The organism is Peribacillus sp. NPDC097225 (assembly GCF_044761955.1).
Classification (GTDB): domain Bacteria; phylum Bacillota; class Bacilli; order Bacillales; family DSM-1321; genus Peribacillus.
The window spans coordinates 149,698-165,137 of sequence record NZ_JBIWDJ010000003.1 but is presented as its reverse complement, the minus strand read 5'-3'; the positions used below and the strand labels follow the sequence as shown (position 1 = coordinate 165,137).

Sequence of the window (15,440 nt, the reverse complement as noted above, 5' to 3'; positions counted from 1 at the left end):
TATTACTTAGCGAAGATGTCGGTTAAAACTGGTACAATTTGTTTTTTACGTGACACGACGCCTTCCAATACAGCAATGTTCTTATTCAATGTTACGTTATACGCTTTCTCCACTGCATCCGCTGATGCTCCTAGAGCCAAGGCAACGGAATCATTCGTTAAGATATCCGTTACGACGAATAAGAATAAATCCAATTCTTTCGCGGCAATAACTGCATGAATCGCTGCTTCAATTTCTGATTGCTTTGCAAGCACTTCATTCGGGTCAACAGCATTCACTTGAGCAATCTCAACTTTTGCCGTTCCCATTGAAAATTCTTTTGCATCAAGTGTGATGAGCTGATCGATGGTTTTGTCACTCAGGTCAGCACCCGCTTTTAGCATCTCCAAGCCATATGTTTCAGCATTCACGCCAGCAATTTCCGCTAATTCCATAGCAGCTGCGACGTCTTGCTCCGTGCAAGTAGGCGATTTGAATAATAAAGAGTCGGAAATGATGGCTGAAAGCATAAGTCCTGCAATGGCTTTAGGCACTTCAATTCCGTTTTCTTTATAAATCTTATTTAAAATAGTAGCCGTGCAGCCAACTGGTTCTGCGCGGTAATATAAAGGATCACTTGTTTCGAAATTAGCGATACGATGATGGTCGATGACTTCCAATACGCGTACCTGGTCAATGTCTTCGGCACTCTGCTGACGTTCGTTGTGATCGACTAAAATCACGCCATCCGCTTCCCCAGCCACTTTTTCAACAAGGCGGGGTGCTTCGAATTTAAATTGGTCCAACGCATATTGTGTTTCACCATTCACTTCACCAAGACGAACAGGTTCAGCTTGGATGCCCAGCTGCTTTTTTAGGTCAGCATAAGCGATTGCTGAACAGATAGTGTCGGTATCCGGATTCTTATGTCCAAAAACTAATATTTTTTCCACGATTTTTTCTCCTTTTTCCTAAATGATTTGGCAGGGATTTTTCTTTTCATAACCAGAATCCCTAGTTTTGCTATGCAATTTATTTTAACACAAAAACCCTGACATTCCGCGATGGAATTTTGTATTCCTCCCTATATTCTTTCATCATCCTCTTCCTTTATCCGACCTTGTCAATAGATATGAATCAGTTTTCACAAATATATATGTTGAATTATCAGCATGGATGGCTTACGATAATATAAGCATACATACTAGATATTGACTTTTCCAACAACATAAATAACTATATATAGAATTATTAACCAAGGTGCCAGAGATGGCTGAAAAGGGAATCCGGTGTGAACCCGGAACTGTCCCCGCAACTGTAAATGTGACGAAATGAGAAAACCACTGTATAGCTCTCTATACGGGAAGGACTCAAAGTAGGATGATCATGAGTCAGGAGACCTGCCTGGTTTTTTCAAGTTTCTTATTCTTCGGGGATTGAGATGATGAAACGATAGTGTAACGGCTATTTTTTCATGGCTCTTTTATCCTATCGTTTGATCCGCTCAATTTATTGGGCGGTTTTTTTTTATTCGCGTACATTTAAGAGGAGGAACATTTATGACTCAAACATATAACCCTACCATAAAAAATGACACAGAAACAAATTCAATCCAGCTGGACATGTTATCCAAGGATTTCGAAGGCAGTCTTGATATGGAAAAGTTCAAAAAGCGTTTTACTAAATGGCTCGATCGCAAAGGTGATGCTTCAGAAGAACAAACATCGAAAAAGTTGATCCAGCTTGCACTTGAAAGTGTCGATATCGATGCCCCAGACTGGACATTCGTCGCCGCAAGGGAACTATTGAATACCATGTATCGTGATGCCCAAAAGAACCGGGGCTATGAAGGCCGGAACTATGGACCTTTCTATGAATTGATTCAAGAACTCTCTCAGCAGCATGAAGGGCAACGTTACCCTGTTTATAAAGCAGAGCTTCTCGACTCCTACACAAAAACGGAAATCGAAGAATTGGGTTCGGTCATCGATCCGGAAAAAGATAAACTATTTTCATATATCGGAATCTATCTTTTGAATGATCGCTACTTGGCCCGTCCAAAAAAAGACAAGGTCTATGAACTTCCCCAGGAGCGCTTCATGATCATTGCCATGGAAATCATGAGACTGGAAAAAACGGAACACCGCCTGCAGCTTGTCAAAGAGGCCTACTGGGCAATGTCGAACCTATATATGACGGTTGCGACCCCTACCCTTTCAAATGCCGGCAAAACCCACGGGCAATTGAGTTCATGCTTCATCGATGCAATCGAGGATTCCATCGACGGAATTTATCAATCAAACTATGATGCCGCAAAAGTTTCCAAGTTCGGTGGCGGCGTTGGTCTATATGTCGGAAAAATCCGTTCGCTCGGTTCTGATATCCGCGGTTTTTCCGGTAACAGTTCAGGCACGACTCCCTGGATTCGCCTCTTTAACCAAACGGCCGTCAGCGTCGATCAATTGGGACAACGTAAAGGCGCAATCGCCATCTATCTGGATGCGTGGCATAAGGACATCATGAGCTTCCTTGACTTGAAGACGCAAAACGGCGATGACCGCCTAAAGGCGCATGATATCTTCACTGGTGTCTGCATCCCCGATTTATTCATGGAAGCCGTGCGTGACCGGAAAGATTGGTATCTCTTCGACCCGCATACCGTGAAGCAAACCCTTGGGTTCTCCCTCGAGGATTTTTATGACGAGAAAAAAGGGGATGGCAGTTTCAGGGACCATTACGCCCTTGCTGTAGAGGCGGCGGAGAATGGCATACTTCCAGGCTATAGTTTCGAGAAAATCAAAGCGATGGACATTATGAAAGGCATCATGATTTCACAATTAGAAGAAGGCGTACCCTATATGTTCTACCGGGACGAAGTGAACAGAAAGAACCCGAACAAGCATAAAGGGATGATCTATTGTTCTAACCTTTGTACGGAAATCGCCCAGAACTTAAGCCCTTCAACGATCACCGACGAATATGAAACGGAAGATGGCGATGTCGTCGTAGTTCGCAAAAGCGGGGATTTCGTTGTCTGCAACCTTTCTTCCATCAACCTGCCACGCGCGATGAACAGCGATGTATTGGAGAGACTGATCCCGATTCAGATCCGCATGCTCGATAACGTCATTGACGTGAATACCTTACCGGTCAAGCAAGCTTCCATTTCGAATAAGCGCTACCGCTCAATCGGCTTAGGAACTTTCGGGTGGCATCATTTACTCGCGACGCAAAATATCTACTGGGAGTCCGATGAAGCCGTTCAGTACGCCGATACCTTATATGAGAAAATCGCTTATTTAACCATTAAAACATCCAATGAATTGGCCAAGGAAAAAGGAACCTACCCATACTTCGAAGGGTCCGATTGGCAAACGGGGGAGTATTTCGACCTTCGTGACTATAGAGATCCAAAATGGTTGGAATTAAAAGAAGAAGTGCAGCAGTATGGTACACGAAACGGCTATTTAATGGCAATCGCCCCCAATTCATCGACTGCCAAAATCGGTCATTCCACGGATGGCATCGACCCGTTATATGAAATCGAGTTTTATGAAGAAAAGAAAAACTTCAAATTTAAAGTGACAGCGCCTGGATTGACGCCCACTACGTATGAATACTATAAAAAAACGCGCTTCCATTTGGACCAAAAGGAAAGCATCAAGCAAAATGCAGCACGTCAACGTCATATCGACCAAGCCATCAGCTTCAACCTGTATGTACAAAACACGATCAAGGCTAAAGTGTTATTGGACATACACCTAACAGCATGGGAAAGCGGATTGAAATCGACTTATTATCTTCGTTCCACTTCATCCGAATACGACAATGCCTGTGAGAGCTGCTCCAGTTAACGAGTGGGAATGGAATTTACTTTATTGAAGGAGATTTTACAGATGACAAACCATATCAAGAAAATCAGGATGCTCGAACCAACCCATCCTACCAAGGCAACCGGCGTTTTCAAAGGAGAAGCATCAGGCTTTCTCCTTTGGAACGACATTCAGTATGAAAAATTCTATGATACCTATACACAGCTCATCAACAATTTTTGGAAGCCATCGAGCGTGAACATGATCCAGGATAAAAAGCAGTGGGGTGAATTGGATGAGGATATCCAGGATGCTTTCCTCGACATCCTCACGATGATTGCCGGGATGGACAGCCTGCAAACACCAACATTAGTGGAGATCCTTCGATACATCAAGGATCCGGCAGCAAAGGCGATCCTCGCCAACATGGCCCAGCAGGAATCCATTCATAATGAATCGTATTCTTACATCCTTGCTTCCTTGATTCCTGTCGGCAAGCAAAAACAGCTTTTTGACCGGATCAAAGAACACCCGGAAGTAATCAAGCGGAACCATCCGATCGTGGATGCCTACCAAACATTTGTGGACGACCCTAGCCCTCAGCACTTATTCGAGGCGCTCATCCATTCCACGAACCTTGAAGGGATCTATTTTTACCTGGCTTTCGCCTTCTACTACAATCTGGGCCGGCAAAATCTGATGACCGGTTCGGCAACGATGATTTCCTATATTCATCGCGATGAAATGGTCCACTTCGATTTCATTGGCATGCTTGTACAAATTTTAATGTATGAATATCCGGAACTGAATAATGAAGACAATACGAAGTTCATCTATACGACGATTGAAAAGGCCGTCGAGCTTGAAAAAGAATGGTCCGAATATATGCTTGAGGATATCCAAACAAAAGCAGATCTCGATTTGGACGAGTTCAACGAGTATATTGAATATATCGCCAACAAACGATTACGCATGCTTGGACTTGAAAACTTGTATCAAGAGTATAGCGAGAACCCGATGCCCTGGATCAAAACGTTCGACGATGAATCCATCGGGCTGACGAAGACCGACTTCTTCGAGCAAAAATCAAGGACCTATAGCCAAGTAAATGCAAGCAACGGGTTCGATGAGCTTTAAAGCCGCCATCGTCTATCATTCGGCAGGCGGCAATACAAAGGCGCTTGCTGAAGTCCTTGCATCCCTTTTGCCCGAAGCAGAGCTATTTCGGGTTCTTGAATTTGATATACGTACAGTGCATGAGTATGATTCGTTGATTGTCGGTACTTATACTTGGGGAAATGGCGAGCTTCCTGCCAGAATGTCCGCCTTCTATTCGGAGCTAGAGCAAATGCCGATTTCCCACCTGAAAACAGGAGTCTTCGGAACGGGTGAAACCAATTACAATCATTTTTGCGGAGCCGTCGACCAATTTCGGGACATGCTATTTGCCAAGAGCCAATTGGTCGCTACATTGAAAATCGAACAAATGTATCAAGAAGCTGACCTACCCAGGATAAAAAAGTTCGCCTCTCTATTTACAAACTAACAAACTCCCAAGCTTGTAAATACAAAATAAAAAGACCCCAAATTGGGGTCTTTATTAACATTCAATTATTTTTGAACGTTAGCAGCTTGTGGTCCACGAGCGCCTTGCTCGATTTCGAAAGAAACTTCTTGGCCTTCTTCAAGTGTTTTGAAACCTTCACCTTGAATAGCTGAGAAATGTACGAATACGTCGTCTTGTCCTTCAACTTCGATGAAACCGAAACCTTTTTCTGCGTTGAACCATTTTACTTTACCTTGTACCATGTTAGTTCCTCCTGTGTTTGGAAAAAATCCATTTTTATACTATTTTTGGTTCTGGATAATGTCTCAAGAGGAACCCTAAAACGGTAAATCCTTCTATCAAACAACTTATTCCGAACAAAAATAATTACCCATATTATATCATGGGTAATTAACTGAAAACAATATTAATGGGAGTAATTTTGCCGACAAATTATCCTAAAATTCTACATTTTTCTTTTTTTGCTTTGACGGAATCCTTCATCCAATAAGTAGCGCTCCGCTTCGATTGGACTTTCGAAACACTCCTCTAAGTTCGGTCCTGAGTATACGTTCCAAAGCTGATCTTCTCTAACAAGCGAAAGCTCCTGCTTTTCACGGCCAATCCAAGTTCCCTCCAACCTAGCGAACTCATCGTCCGCCTCCTCTTCTTGCATAACAGGAGGTTCGGATAAATAGGATAGGGCAGTTTTGATCAATGCTTTTAATTCCTCTTCGGAATAGTCACGTATATTGATGAATCCTTTGCGGTCTGTTTCCTTCTTTTTCAAATGCCCTGCGTATACGAAGCCATTGCCATTCGGATGCAGGTGCTGTACGACAATTTTCTTCTCCTGAACACTGCCGGGAAAATGGAAATTGACGCGTCCTAGTGAAACATCTTTCCGTTCTAATTCCGGGAAAGTTTCAATGATACTTAATTTTTCTTCAAATGTTAACAAATTTCTTCCTCATTTCATTAGTTCATCTTGTTTGTCGATTATAACACAAGAAACCATCATTCTGTTTACCTACTTCTATTATAATGGATTTTAAGGAGATGATTTACGCATGATGATGAATATTCCAGAATTACGCTCCATCCATGGACAACAACTGTTTTCCCTTCAAAAAAAAGCCTATGCAGTGGAAGCGGAATTAGTTAGATTTGACGAAATACCCCCATTGGTAGAAACGTTTAATCAATTCTTACGCTGCAAAGAAACATTTATCGGTTTTTTTGTTGACGATACGGTTGCCGGGGCCATTTCCTATAAAAGTGAAAATGGACTGATAGAGATTTGCCGATTGGTCGTACACCCAGATCATTTCCGAAAAGGCATTGCACAGGCCCTTCTTACCCACCTACAACTGACGATTCCATGGAAGAAGCTATCCGTTTCGACCGGTACCTTGAACATGCCTGCACGTAAACTGTATGAAAAAAATGGCTTTATTCATAAGAAAGACGTGGAAGTCGCACCTCAATTTTTCATTAGTTTATACGAAAAATAATCATTTTATGTACGTCACGATGAAAAGCATGATGAAAGAGATGGCGATGATCACACCGACCCATAGCCAGGCTAGAGTCATATTCCCTGAATCCATGGCTATATATATCGCGGTCGGTATCGTCTGGGTCTGTCCCGGGATGTTTCCAGCAAACATGAGTGTCGCCCCAAATTCCCCCAAGGCTCTTGCTGAACTCAATATCGCTCCGGTCAGGATGGATTTGCCGGCTAATGGAAGGGATACATACCAGAATAACTTCCATTCACCCGCTCCATCCACTCTCGCGGCATTTTCTATTTCTTCATCTATGCCCTCAAAGCCCGTTTTGGCCGATTGGTACATAAGCGGGAAGGCTACAACGGTAGAAGCAATAACCGCCGCCCACCAGGTGAACATGATTGGTTGGCTAAACACCTTCTCGATGACTTGACCTAGCGTTCCGTTTTTACCGAAAAACACGATCAGTAAAAAACCAACGACGGAAGGCGGCAATACAAGGGGCAACAAAAACACGGTTTCCAGGATGACCCTTCCTCTGAAGCGCTTTTTGGCCGTGATGCGGGCAAGCATGATTCCTATAATAAAGACGAGGATTCCCGAGATTCCGGCTATCTGAACGGACAGTCTAACAGGTGACCAAAAGTCCGCGGTCATGACCCTTGCCCCACAGTCGACATCATCAATGAAGGAAAACGCAACAGTTGCTCTTCTAAGAAATAGTTTTCCTTAGCTAAAAACGGCTCAGCCACCCTCATCCTATTCCCCGGATTTCCTTCAGATGCAGGCACTCCCGATAATTTAAACATCCACATTCGAATTCTCCCTTTTCAAAAAAAACTTTTAAGTTTATTTTTCTTGACATATTGCTGACACATACAAACGTTAAAGTAAGAGTATAACAAATACAAAATAATTTTAACCCATAAACTAAAAAAGCAAAAACCCAAAAAAAACCTATAAAAAATATGAAACCTTAAGGGAGTCGATTTTAATGGTTACAATTTATACTACACCAAGCAGTTTAGCATGTCGTAAGGCAAAAGCTTGGCTTCAAAAAAATGAAATTTCCTACAATGAACGGAACTTATATTCTCAACCTTTATCTATAGAAGAAATCAAAGCGATTTTACGTAAAACGGAAGGCGGTACAGATGAAATCATCTCAACCCGTTCCAAAAAATTCAAAAGCTTGAATATCGATATAAACAATACCCCACTTAACGACCTTTGTACGCTCATTCAAGCAAATCCAGATTTATTACGTCGCCCGATCATTTTTGATCATAAGAATTTGCATGCTGGCTATAATGAAGAAGAAATGGGCCGCTTCCTTCCAAGAAAAGTCCGTCACATTCAATTGTGGCGTGCCATCAGCCAACTCGCCTAATCAACTATACCTGACAAAAGGGTTGTCCACTAGAAATGGACAACCCTTTTTTTGTTATACCCGCGCTGATTTCTCTACTGTAATGGTAAAAATCGTCCCTTGTTCATTGCTTTCTTTCAACACGAGGTCTCCCTTTTGTGCTTTAGCAAGCATCTTGCTGAAGGGAAGGCCCAATCCTAATCCACGCACTTTCAGTTTTTTGTTTTCGCCCCGATAAAAGGGTTCGAACACATACTGTTGTTCATGTTGCGGAATGCCGCGTCCACTATCCTTCACGTCGATTCCTATTCGGGAATCTTCCAGATCATAGAGACCTATCTCGATTTGACCATTGCCATCCAGGGAATGCTTCGCATTGTTCAACAGATTTATGATAATTTGCTGCATCCGCAGTGAATCAATCTGCCCATGAATCGGTTCATCCGGAACCTGCACATTCAGGGTGAAGTTCTGATCCTCCTGGGTAATCTGCCAACGATAAGCGATCTCCTGAATGAATGTATTTAGATTTTCTCTTTCCAATCGAATTTTAAAGGCACCGGCCGACATTGCATTATAATCCAGCAAATCCTCGATCATCACCTGTAGGCGTTGAGTTTCCTTCAAGGATATATCAAGAAATTCCTTACTTTGCTCGCCAGTAACCACGTCATCCCTTACCGCTTGAATCAACCCGCTAATGGATGTGACCGGTGTTTTCAGGTCATGGGTGACACCAGCAAGCAATTCGGCCCGTAATTTCTCCATGAGTTTCAACCGGTTTGTCATTTCCTTGAAGGATTCCACGAGTTCGTATATCTCTTCTTCGCGTATCTCCTCTTCTTCTTTAAAATGGATATCATAGTTGCCTTCCCGCACTTGGACAGCAGCGTTAGCCACATCTTGGATGGGTCTCGATATCTTTCTTGAAAGAAAATAAATGACGCCCGTCCCAAGGCATAGCAAACCTCCTATCAGGAATGCAAGCAAACCGTGATCCTGGTTGACTTCCTTCAATGCCCCTTCTTCCTGGGCAATGACGACCCACCCCTTTGTCTCGCCTTCAAATGTGATCGGCGACTTGACGACAAATACCTTGTTTTCGGAAATCTTGACCTTCTGGATCAATTCCTGACTATCCATGATGGCGTGAGGAAGCTTACTATTATCTTCATTAAGATATAATTGAGGCATCGTATAGATGATACTGCCATCAGGATCAACGATATAAATGATCGGTTGCTTATTGAGCTGAAGGATTTTTTCCCTTTCTTCCACGATTTCGGAAAGGATGGGACCAACGACAATTTGGCCATTCTCCTTCATTGCCCGGTCGGACGTTTCATCCGCTAAATACTTAAGAAGGCTCAGCCTATATTCCAGGGCCGTTTTTTCCATCCACCATAAGGAAAAGACAGATAATAACAATAAGCCCGAAATCAACGTCAATACATATCTTTTTGTCCAATAGAGCTGCAAGGTAGTCCGTTTCCTAGTTTTCATAGACACTCAATTGATACCCCAATCCACGCAACGTTTTAATCTCCCCTTCAGATGATGGCCAGGCATCGAGGGCTTTCCTGATTCGTTTGATGGCCAAATCCACGGCACGGTCACTTCCGTCATAGTCTATGCCCCACACCTGATCGAGGAGTTGCTCTCTCGTGAAAATATGATTGGGGTGCTTTGCGAAAAAAATGAGCAATGACAAATCACGGGGCGTCAAGCTGATTTCCTCCCCTTTTAAGTGCACCGCATAGGCCTTGTTATCAATGGACAAGCTGCCAAATTGATGTACATGTTTTTCTTCGACTACAGGTGTCGAGCTCCTCCTTAAAACGGCATGCACCCGGGCCATCACTTCTTCCGCCACAAAGGGCTTGGAAATATAATCATCCGCTCCCGACTTAAAGCCGGATAGGCGGTAATCCACATCATTCAATGCCGTCAGCATGATCACAGGACACATATCCTTCTCCCTGATTTCTTTCAAGATGTCCCAGCCCTCTTTACCAGGCAGCATCACATCAAGTAGAACCAGATCAGGGTTCGTTTCTTCGAAGGTCGGAATAGCCTTGAGTCCATCGAAAACTTGTACTACTTCCATCCCTTCACGCTGTAAATATGCTTTCAACACCATCGAAATGGCAATTTCATCTTCAACGACTAGAATTTTTTTCATAAAGGAATTCCTCCTTCTTAAATTATAGTTGAATCATATTGCATTATCCAACCTAACTGTGCATCAGTCTTTTATCCCCCATCATATCCCCTTAATGTGTCAGGAATATGTTCATCTAATCATTCCTCGACATTTTTGGACACTTCTCGGTTTCATCCGAAATACGACACATCAAAAAAGCCGGCTTCATCGATGAGCCGGCCTTGTTTCAATTACATGTCTCATGCGGGTTCGGGCACCCCACATCCTGTTTTTCCACTTGGATCGTGCTATGTTCAATCCCATGTCGGTCATGAAGCAGTTTTTGGGCAACAACAAGGGTTGAATCGTGGTCTCCACCAGCATCAATGACGACATGACAGCTTAACGAGAGAAATCCGGAGGTAATCGTCCAGATATGGAGGTCATGGACATCCGATACATGCGGCAATTCCTTCAAATTCTCTTTCACTTCTTCCATGTCGATTCGTTCTGGTGTGCCTTCCATTAGAATATGGAAAGAATCGCGCACCACTCTATACCCACTTATAACTATTAGAATGGCGACAATCATACTCGCGATGGGGTCCGCCATTCCCCAATCGAAAAAGTAAATCAATAGTGCTGCCACAATGGCGCCCACTGAACCGAGCATATCGCCGATTACATGTAAGAAAGCACTCCGTACATTCAGGTTCTCATCTTTATCGCCACTCATTAGAATCCATGCGGCAATGATATTCACAAACAAGCCAATGATTGAAATCATTAGCATTCCCAAACTTTGAACCTCAGGCGGATCTACAAACCTCCGAATCGCCTCTACGAAAATGAATACCGAGATTACGATTAACGTCAAACCATTTAAACAAGCGGCAATGATTTCGAAACGCTTGTATCCAAAGGAATTAGATTGGGTCGCCTTTCGCTCGCCTAGCCTAATCGCTGCATAACTGAGCCCCAAAGCCGCTGCATCGCTCAGCATATGCCCTGCATCCGATAGCAAGGCCAGACTATTCGTCATGAACCCTCCAATCACTTCGATTACCATGAATGTCGAGATCAGCACAAACGACGCCAACAGAGCTTTTTTATTATCTGAATGATGATGGTGGTGTCCGTGGTCATGGGAGTGACCCTCATGATGTCCCATGATTTCCCCTCCTCTCGTATCTATAACCTTATATATAGTATGGGATAATTTCAGAATGGTTTCAAATGATTGACTTACCCATTTAAAGCGTAAAAGGTACGGGAGGGCAAAAAAAACACTGCAGGCGATGTCCTACAGTGTCCTAACAAGCTATCCTTCATTTTGCATGGTATCATCGACGATCGCACGCAGGTCCTTATTGAATAATTCATCATTGCAGACGAGGCTATGTTGCTGCTCTGCATTTTCGGGATCTTGAAGATGACGGTTCTGTTCCGAATCCTTCATGGGACTCTCCTCCTCGAATATGTAACAGTTTGACTTTTATCATATCCTCAGGAAGATGTTTTATGCTTGGATCTATATCATCTGATTTCCATGAAAGGCACGTATAATGAATTCATGCTCCGGGACCTGTAACTTTTTGTAGGACGAAAGAAAGGCAGCATTATCATACGACGCATTTCCCAGATGAACCTGAATGCCGTTGTCCTCGATGGTAACCACGGCATACCGTGCAATTGGTTCACTATTGCACCCAAGCGATCCGGGATTCAGGAAAATCGTTTGGTCGTTTTGAAAGTGATGAAGAGGATGATGATGCCCAAATCCTATCAAATCTTCTGACCGATTTCTAAAAAGGGCCTCCAAGTTAGCTAAATTGGGTTCAACGATCTTGCTGAAGGGATTTTCACTGATGTGTGCATTCCCCTTTTCCTTTTCCATATGATAATGGGTGAAGAAAAGAGTGCGGTCATGAACCGGAACCTCCAGGGTGCGAGGCAGTTTTTCCAGGAGCGGCACGAATAGGGGGTCCATCCTTTTCGCAATCCATTCATGGTGCTCTTTAACATGGACATGTCCCGTTGGATGTTCCTCCCCTTTAACAATGGCCAATACGGCTTCATCATGATTTCCACTGATCATCGTTAGGTCATCTCTCGAAAATAACAAATCCAAGACGTCATTGGTATCGGGTCCTATTGCGATCATATCCCCCAAACAATAGATTCGCTCCACTTCATTTCTTTCATCAATTTCCTTAAGAACGGCTTTCAATGCCGAAGCATTGCCATGTATATCTGTCATAATCGCAACTTTCACGGAGAAGACCAGCCCCCTTCTATATATGTGGTATATTATAACATCTTTAAAATCCAGGAAAAATTATTCGGGCTCATCTCCCCCTGTCTACCCACGCCCATTTTTAATGAATAAGCAAACACTTCGGCCTAGAATACATAGTATGGAGTATTCCCAGTAAAGATGTTTTGCTAGGTATGTAAATCATAAATGTTATGAGGAGGAAGTTAAATGGGTGGTTATAATAATAATAATGGATGTAACAATGGATGCAATGATGGGTGCGGTGGCGGAGGTTTCGATAACGGCTTTGCCTTATTGATCGTATTGTTCATCTTACTAGTCATCATTGGTTGTAGCTGGGGCTTCGGCGGCGGCGGAGGTTATGGCGGCGGAGGTTACGGCGGATGCTGCTAACAAATTAAATAAAACAAGGCGCCTATACCAGGCGCCTTCTTTGTTATTGATTCGTTTTTCTTTTCTTTGCTTTGAAGAACAGCCAAATGACGATCAGGACGATTGGGATGAGCAAGAAATTCGCGTATTGCGCGAAAATCGCTCCAGCTTGCTCCCATTGCGGCCCTAACTTATATCCTAGATATACATAAATCGTGGTCACGGGAAGCATCGCCAAGTATGTATAAAGCATGAATTTCCAGATATTCATTTTCAAAATACCACAAGGTAATGAAATGGCCGTCCGGATTCCGGGAACAAATCTTCCGAAAAATGCAATTCCCGCTCCATACTTATCGAAGAAGTACTCAGCCTTGTTCAGCTGTTCCTCTTTCACCAAGAAGTACTTCCCAAACTTCATTACTAGCGGCCTTCCCCCATACTTTCCTAGGGCGTAAAGTGTCAATGGACCCGTTACCCCACCAATTGAACCAGCCAGTATCGTCAAGACTAAATTCCATTCACCTTGATATACCCAATAGCCGGCAAGCGGCAGAACGACTTCAGCTGGGATGAATTCAAATGTTAACGCAAGCAACACCCCGAAATAAGATAAAGATTTAAACGCTTCGATCATATCCATGATCAAAGATTCCATAGAGGTTTCCCCCTTTCTGACAATTACATATAAAAAAGGATGCCCCCGCTGTTCACGGGCACCCTTTGTTTGCTAAAAGGACAGTTACCGGTATCTATCGTGTGGATTTTATACCTATTACACATTTTTTCATACCGTAATCCTATAACAACGGTTCATAAAGAGTCAACGTTTTATTACCGGGATATTTTTCTAGTACCGTTGGAGGATAGTCTCTTCCCTGCATTCATCGCTACTTATACCTATACTAGTCTACACTATATAGATTTTTCATTTCACCCTTTCCGCAAAAACAACGAAAGAAGGCGATCCAAATATAGGAGAATCACCTTCTTTCCACTTCATATAATATTGTAATATTAGATGTGCAATTCGATTTCCCTACTATTTTAGCCACGTTCCCCGCGCCTGTTTCCTGATTTCGCCCTTATCATAGACTAGCTTTCCCTTGTTGAAGGTGGCGGTTATTTGACAGGGGAAGGTGTGGCCCATATAGACACTTTGCTTATGCTTGGCATAAAAATTGTCCCTACTGACTGTATAGTTTTGACTCAGGGAAATAACAGCAAGATCCGCATCCATTCCTTCCTTGATTTGTCCCTTCCTTGAAGAAAGTCCAAATCGCTCAGCAGGTGCTGCCGCTATCCAATCAGCCAATTTCGGTAAAGGAATATCGTATGTAATGGCCAGTTCGATCATCGATAGTAAGGAAAACTGCCCGCCACTTATTCCACCCCATGCCTCGAACAGGTTATGCACCGCAGGATCCTTCATTTCATAAGGACTTGGGGAGTGATCTGATGAAATCATGTCAAACCTTCCTTCTATTAATAAAGCAATTAACTTTTCCTGTTCGTCCCTCTCACGGAGTGGAGGTGCGCATTTTGCGACCGACCCTTTCTCGATGAGTGTAGCTTGATTGAATAGTAGATAGTGAGGACAGGTTTCGACGGTTACATCCAGGCCACGTCGCTTGGCCCGTTCTATCTTTTCTATCGCCAATGCACTGCTGATGTGGACAAAATGCAGTCGGCATCCTGTCAATTCTGCATATGTAATGGCTCGTTCGACTGCCTCTGCTTCTGCTAATACGGGACGAGTCGCCGCATAGTCGTCAGCGCTGTATAATCCTTGCTCCTCTTTCCCTTGCTTCAACCAGCGAGTAATTGAATCACTTTCGGCATGCAGTGCCAAAATCTTATCCAACTTGGCGATTTCCCGCATACCATGAAGCAGAGTTAAATCATCCGCCCGTTCAAACTCATCATTGCCCGTCGCAGAAAGAAAGGCCTTAAAACCAATGACCCCTGATTTAGCTAGCCCTTCCAATTCATCTATATTTCCGGGTACCAAACCACCCCATAAGCCAAAATCGACAACCGACTTCGCTTCACCGATTTTCGCCTTCTCAAGAAGCGCCAGTTGATCAATCGTGGAAGGGATCCCATTCAATGGCATGTCAAAATAGGTCGTGCATCCGCCTGCTGCCATCATCTGCGAACCGGTTTCAAACCCTTCCCAATGGGCACGTCCCGGCTCACTGAAATGGACATGAACATCAATCATTCCAGGAAAAACATAGTGTTCCGATGCTTCATATTCTTCGAGCCCTTTATCATCGATCAGATTGCCAATCTCGGCAATCATGCCATCCCGGATGGCAACATCGGCTTTTTTCACTTCTTCAGGCAATACCACGTAGCCATTACGGATAATGAGTTCGTATGTGGACATCTTGTTCACTCCTTCAAATCGTTTGGCAAAAGATACAG

Annotated in this window: 18 protein-coding genes and 1 riboswitch; of the genes, 6 read left to right on the top strand and 12 right to left on the bottom strand. The window is 43.4% G+C overall.

Annotated features, from left to right (window positions below; translation table 11 throughout):
- Positions 1-2 precede the first annotated feature (2 nt).
- Entirely contained in the window at positions 3-932 is a 930-nt protein-coding gene (locus tag ACIQXH_RS10890; protein ID WP_402867612.1) for a manganese-dependent inorganic pyrophosphatase, read from the bottom strand.
- A 287-nt stretch (positions 933-1,219) separates the two neighbouring features.
- A riboswitch (cobalamin riboswitch) is annotated at positions 1,220-1,401 on the top strand.
- A gap of 137 nt (positions 1,402-1,538) precedes the next feature.
- Here ACIQXH_RS10890 and ACIQXH_RS10885 point away from each other — a divergent pair.
- From ACIQXH_RS10885 to ACIQXH_RS10875, 3 genes are read left to right on the top strand one after another with little or no spacing between them, the layout of a single operon-like run.
- Positions 1,539-3,833 (top strand): ribonucleoside-diphosphate reductase subunit alpha, encoded by a 2,295-nt coding sequence (locus tag ACIQXH_RS10885; protein ID WP_403123466.1) that lies wholly within the window; start codon positions 1,539-1,541, stop codon positions 3,831-3,833.
- Between the two features lie 42 nt (positions 3,834-3,875).
- Positions 3,876-4,928 carry a ribonucleotide-diphosphate reductase subunit beta gene (locus ACIQXH_RS10880; RefSeq protein WP_402867611.1) on the top strand — a complete coding sequence of 351 codons (1,053 nt, stop codon included), beginning with the start codon at positions 3,876-3,878 and terminating at the stop codon, positions 4,926-4,928.
- Positions 4,918-5,337, top strand: coding sequence for a flavodoxin domain-containing protein (locus tag ACIQXH_RS10875; protein WP_403123463.1), 420 nt, complete (start codon positions 4,918-4,920; stop codon positions 5,335-5,337). Before ACIQXH_RS10880 ends, ACIQXH_RS10875 begins: the two co-directional genes overlap by 11 nt.
- Before the next feature lie 65 nt (positions 5,338-5,402).
- On the opposite strand, the gene ACIQXH_RS10870 is transcribed toward ACIQXH_RS10875, so the two are convergent.
- Entirely contained in the window at positions 5,403-5,600 is a 198-nt protein-coding gene (locus ACIQXH_RS10870; protein ID WP_028393295.1) for a cold-shock protein, read from the bottom strand.
- Positions 5,601-5,803: 203 nt separating this feature from the next.
- Positions 5,804-6,298 (bottom strand): hypothetical protein, encoded by a 495-nt coding sequence (locus tag ACIQXH_RS10865; RefSeq protein ID WP_402867609.1) that lies wholly within the window; start codon positions 6,296-6,298, stop codon positions 5,804-5,806.
- A 109-nt stretch (positions 6,299-6,407) separates the two neighbouring features.
- Here ACIQXH_RS10865 and ACIQXH_RS10860 point away from each other — a divergent pair, with 109 nt between their 5' ends.
- Positions 6,408-6,851 carry a GNAT family N-acetyltransferase gene (locus ACIQXH_RS10860; RefSeq protein ID WP_402867608.1) on the top strand — a complete coding sequence of 148 codons (444 nt, stop codon included), beginning with the start codon at positions 6,408-6,410 and terminating at the stop codon, positions 6,849-6,851.
- Here the strand turns inward: ACIQXH_RS10860 and modB are convergent, their stop codons facing one another.
- Both modB and ACIQXH_RS10850 read right to left on the bottom strand, forming a co-directional pair.
- On the bottom strand, positions 6,852-7,505 hold the full coding sequence (gene modB, locus ACIQXH_RS10855; protein ID WP_403123459.1) for a molybdate ABC transporter permease subunit: 654 nt from the start codon (positions 7,503-7,505) through the stop codon (positions 6,852-6,854).
- Positions 7,502-7,663, bottom strand: coding sequence for a hypothetical protein (locus ACIQXH_RS10850; protein ID WP_402955500.1), 162 nt, complete (start codon positions 7,661-7,663; stop codon positions 7,502-7,504). The genes modB and ACIQXH_RS10850 overlap by 4 nt, the downstream gene beginning before the upstream one ends.
- Before the next feature lie 179 nt (positions 7,664-7,842).
- On the opposite strand from ACIQXH_RS10850, the gene spx reads away from it, so the two are divergent.
- A complete protein-coding gene (gene spx / locus ACIQXH_RS10845) occupies positions 7,843-8,238 on the top strand; it encodes a transcriptional regulator Spx (RefSeq protein WP_402867605.1) in 396 nt (131 codons plus the stop codon).
- 54 nt (positions 8,239-8,292) lie between these two features.
- Here the strand turns inward: spx and ACIQXH_RS10840 are convergent, their stop codons facing one another.
- The 5 genes from ACIQXH_RS10840 to ACIQXH_RS10820 form a co-directional block, all read right to left on the bottom strand.
- Positions 8,293-9,720, bottom strand: coding sequence for a HAMP domain-containing sensor histidine kinase (locus ACIQXH_RS10840; RefSeq protein ID WP_402868516.1), 1,428 nt, complete (start codon positions 9,718-9,720; stop codon positions 8,293-8,295).
- Positions 9,710-10,399 (bottom strand): response regulator transcription factor, encoded by a 690-nt coding sequence (locus ACIQXH_RS10835; RefSeq protein WP_402867604.1) that lies wholly within the window; start codon positions 10,397-10,399, stop codon positions 9,710-9,712. Before ACIQXH_RS10835 ends, ACIQXH_RS10840 begins: the two co-directional genes overlap by 11 nt.
- 208 nt (positions 10,400-10,607) lie before the next feature.
- Positions 10,608-11,531 carry a cation diffusion facilitator family transporter gene (locus ACIQXH_RS10830; protein ID WP_403123456.1) on the bottom strand — a complete coding sequence of 308 codons (924 nt, stop codon included), beginning with the start codon at positions 11,529-11,531 and terminating at the stop codon, positions 10,608-10,610.
- Positions 11,532-11,681: 150 nt separating this feature from the next.
- The gene (locus tag ACIQXH_RS10825; RefSeq protein ID WP_402867602.1) at positions 11,682-11,819 is read right to left on the bottom strand and encodes a hypothetical protein; all 138 of its coding nucleotides are present in this window, start codon (positions 11,817-11,819) and stop codon (positions 11,682-11,684) included.
- A gap of 72 nt (positions 11,820-11,891) precedes the next feature.
- Positions 11,892-12,635, bottom strand: coding sequence for a metallophosphoesterase family protein (locus ACIQXH_RS10820; RefSeq protein ID WP_403123453.1), 744 nt, complete (start codon positions 12,633-12,635; stop codon positions 11,892-11,894).
- A 210-nt stretch (positions 12,636-12,845) separates the two neighbouring features.
- On the opposite strand from ACIQXH_RS10820, the gene ACIQXH_RS10815 reads away from it, so the two are divergent.
- Positions 12,846-13,031, top strand: coding sequence for a YjcZ family sporulation protein (locus ACIQXH_RS10815; protein ID WP_403123450.1), 186 nt, complete (start codon positions 12,846-12,848; stop codon positions 13,029-13,031).
- 43 nt (positions 13,032-13,074) lie between these two features.
- Here the strand turns inward: ACIQXH_RS10815 and ACIQXH_RS10810 are convergent, their stop codons facing one another.
- Together ACIQXH_RS10810 and ACIQXH_RS10805 are read right to left on the bottom strand one after the other, a co-directional pair.
- Positions 13,075-13,668, bottom strand: coding sequence for a DedA family protein (locus ACIQXH_RS10810; RefSeq protein WP_402955488.1), 594 nt, complete (start codon positions 13,666-13,668; stop codon positions 13,075-13,077).
- 384 nt (positions 13,669-14,052) lie between these two features.
- The gene (locus ACIQXH_RS10805) at positions 14,053-15,402 is read right to left on the bottom strand and encodes an allantoinase (protein WP_403123447.1); all 1,350 of its coding nucleotides are present in this window, start codon (positions 15,400-15,402) and stop codon (positions 14,053-14,055) included.
- Between the last annotated feature and the right edge of the window lie 38 nt (positions 15,403-15,440).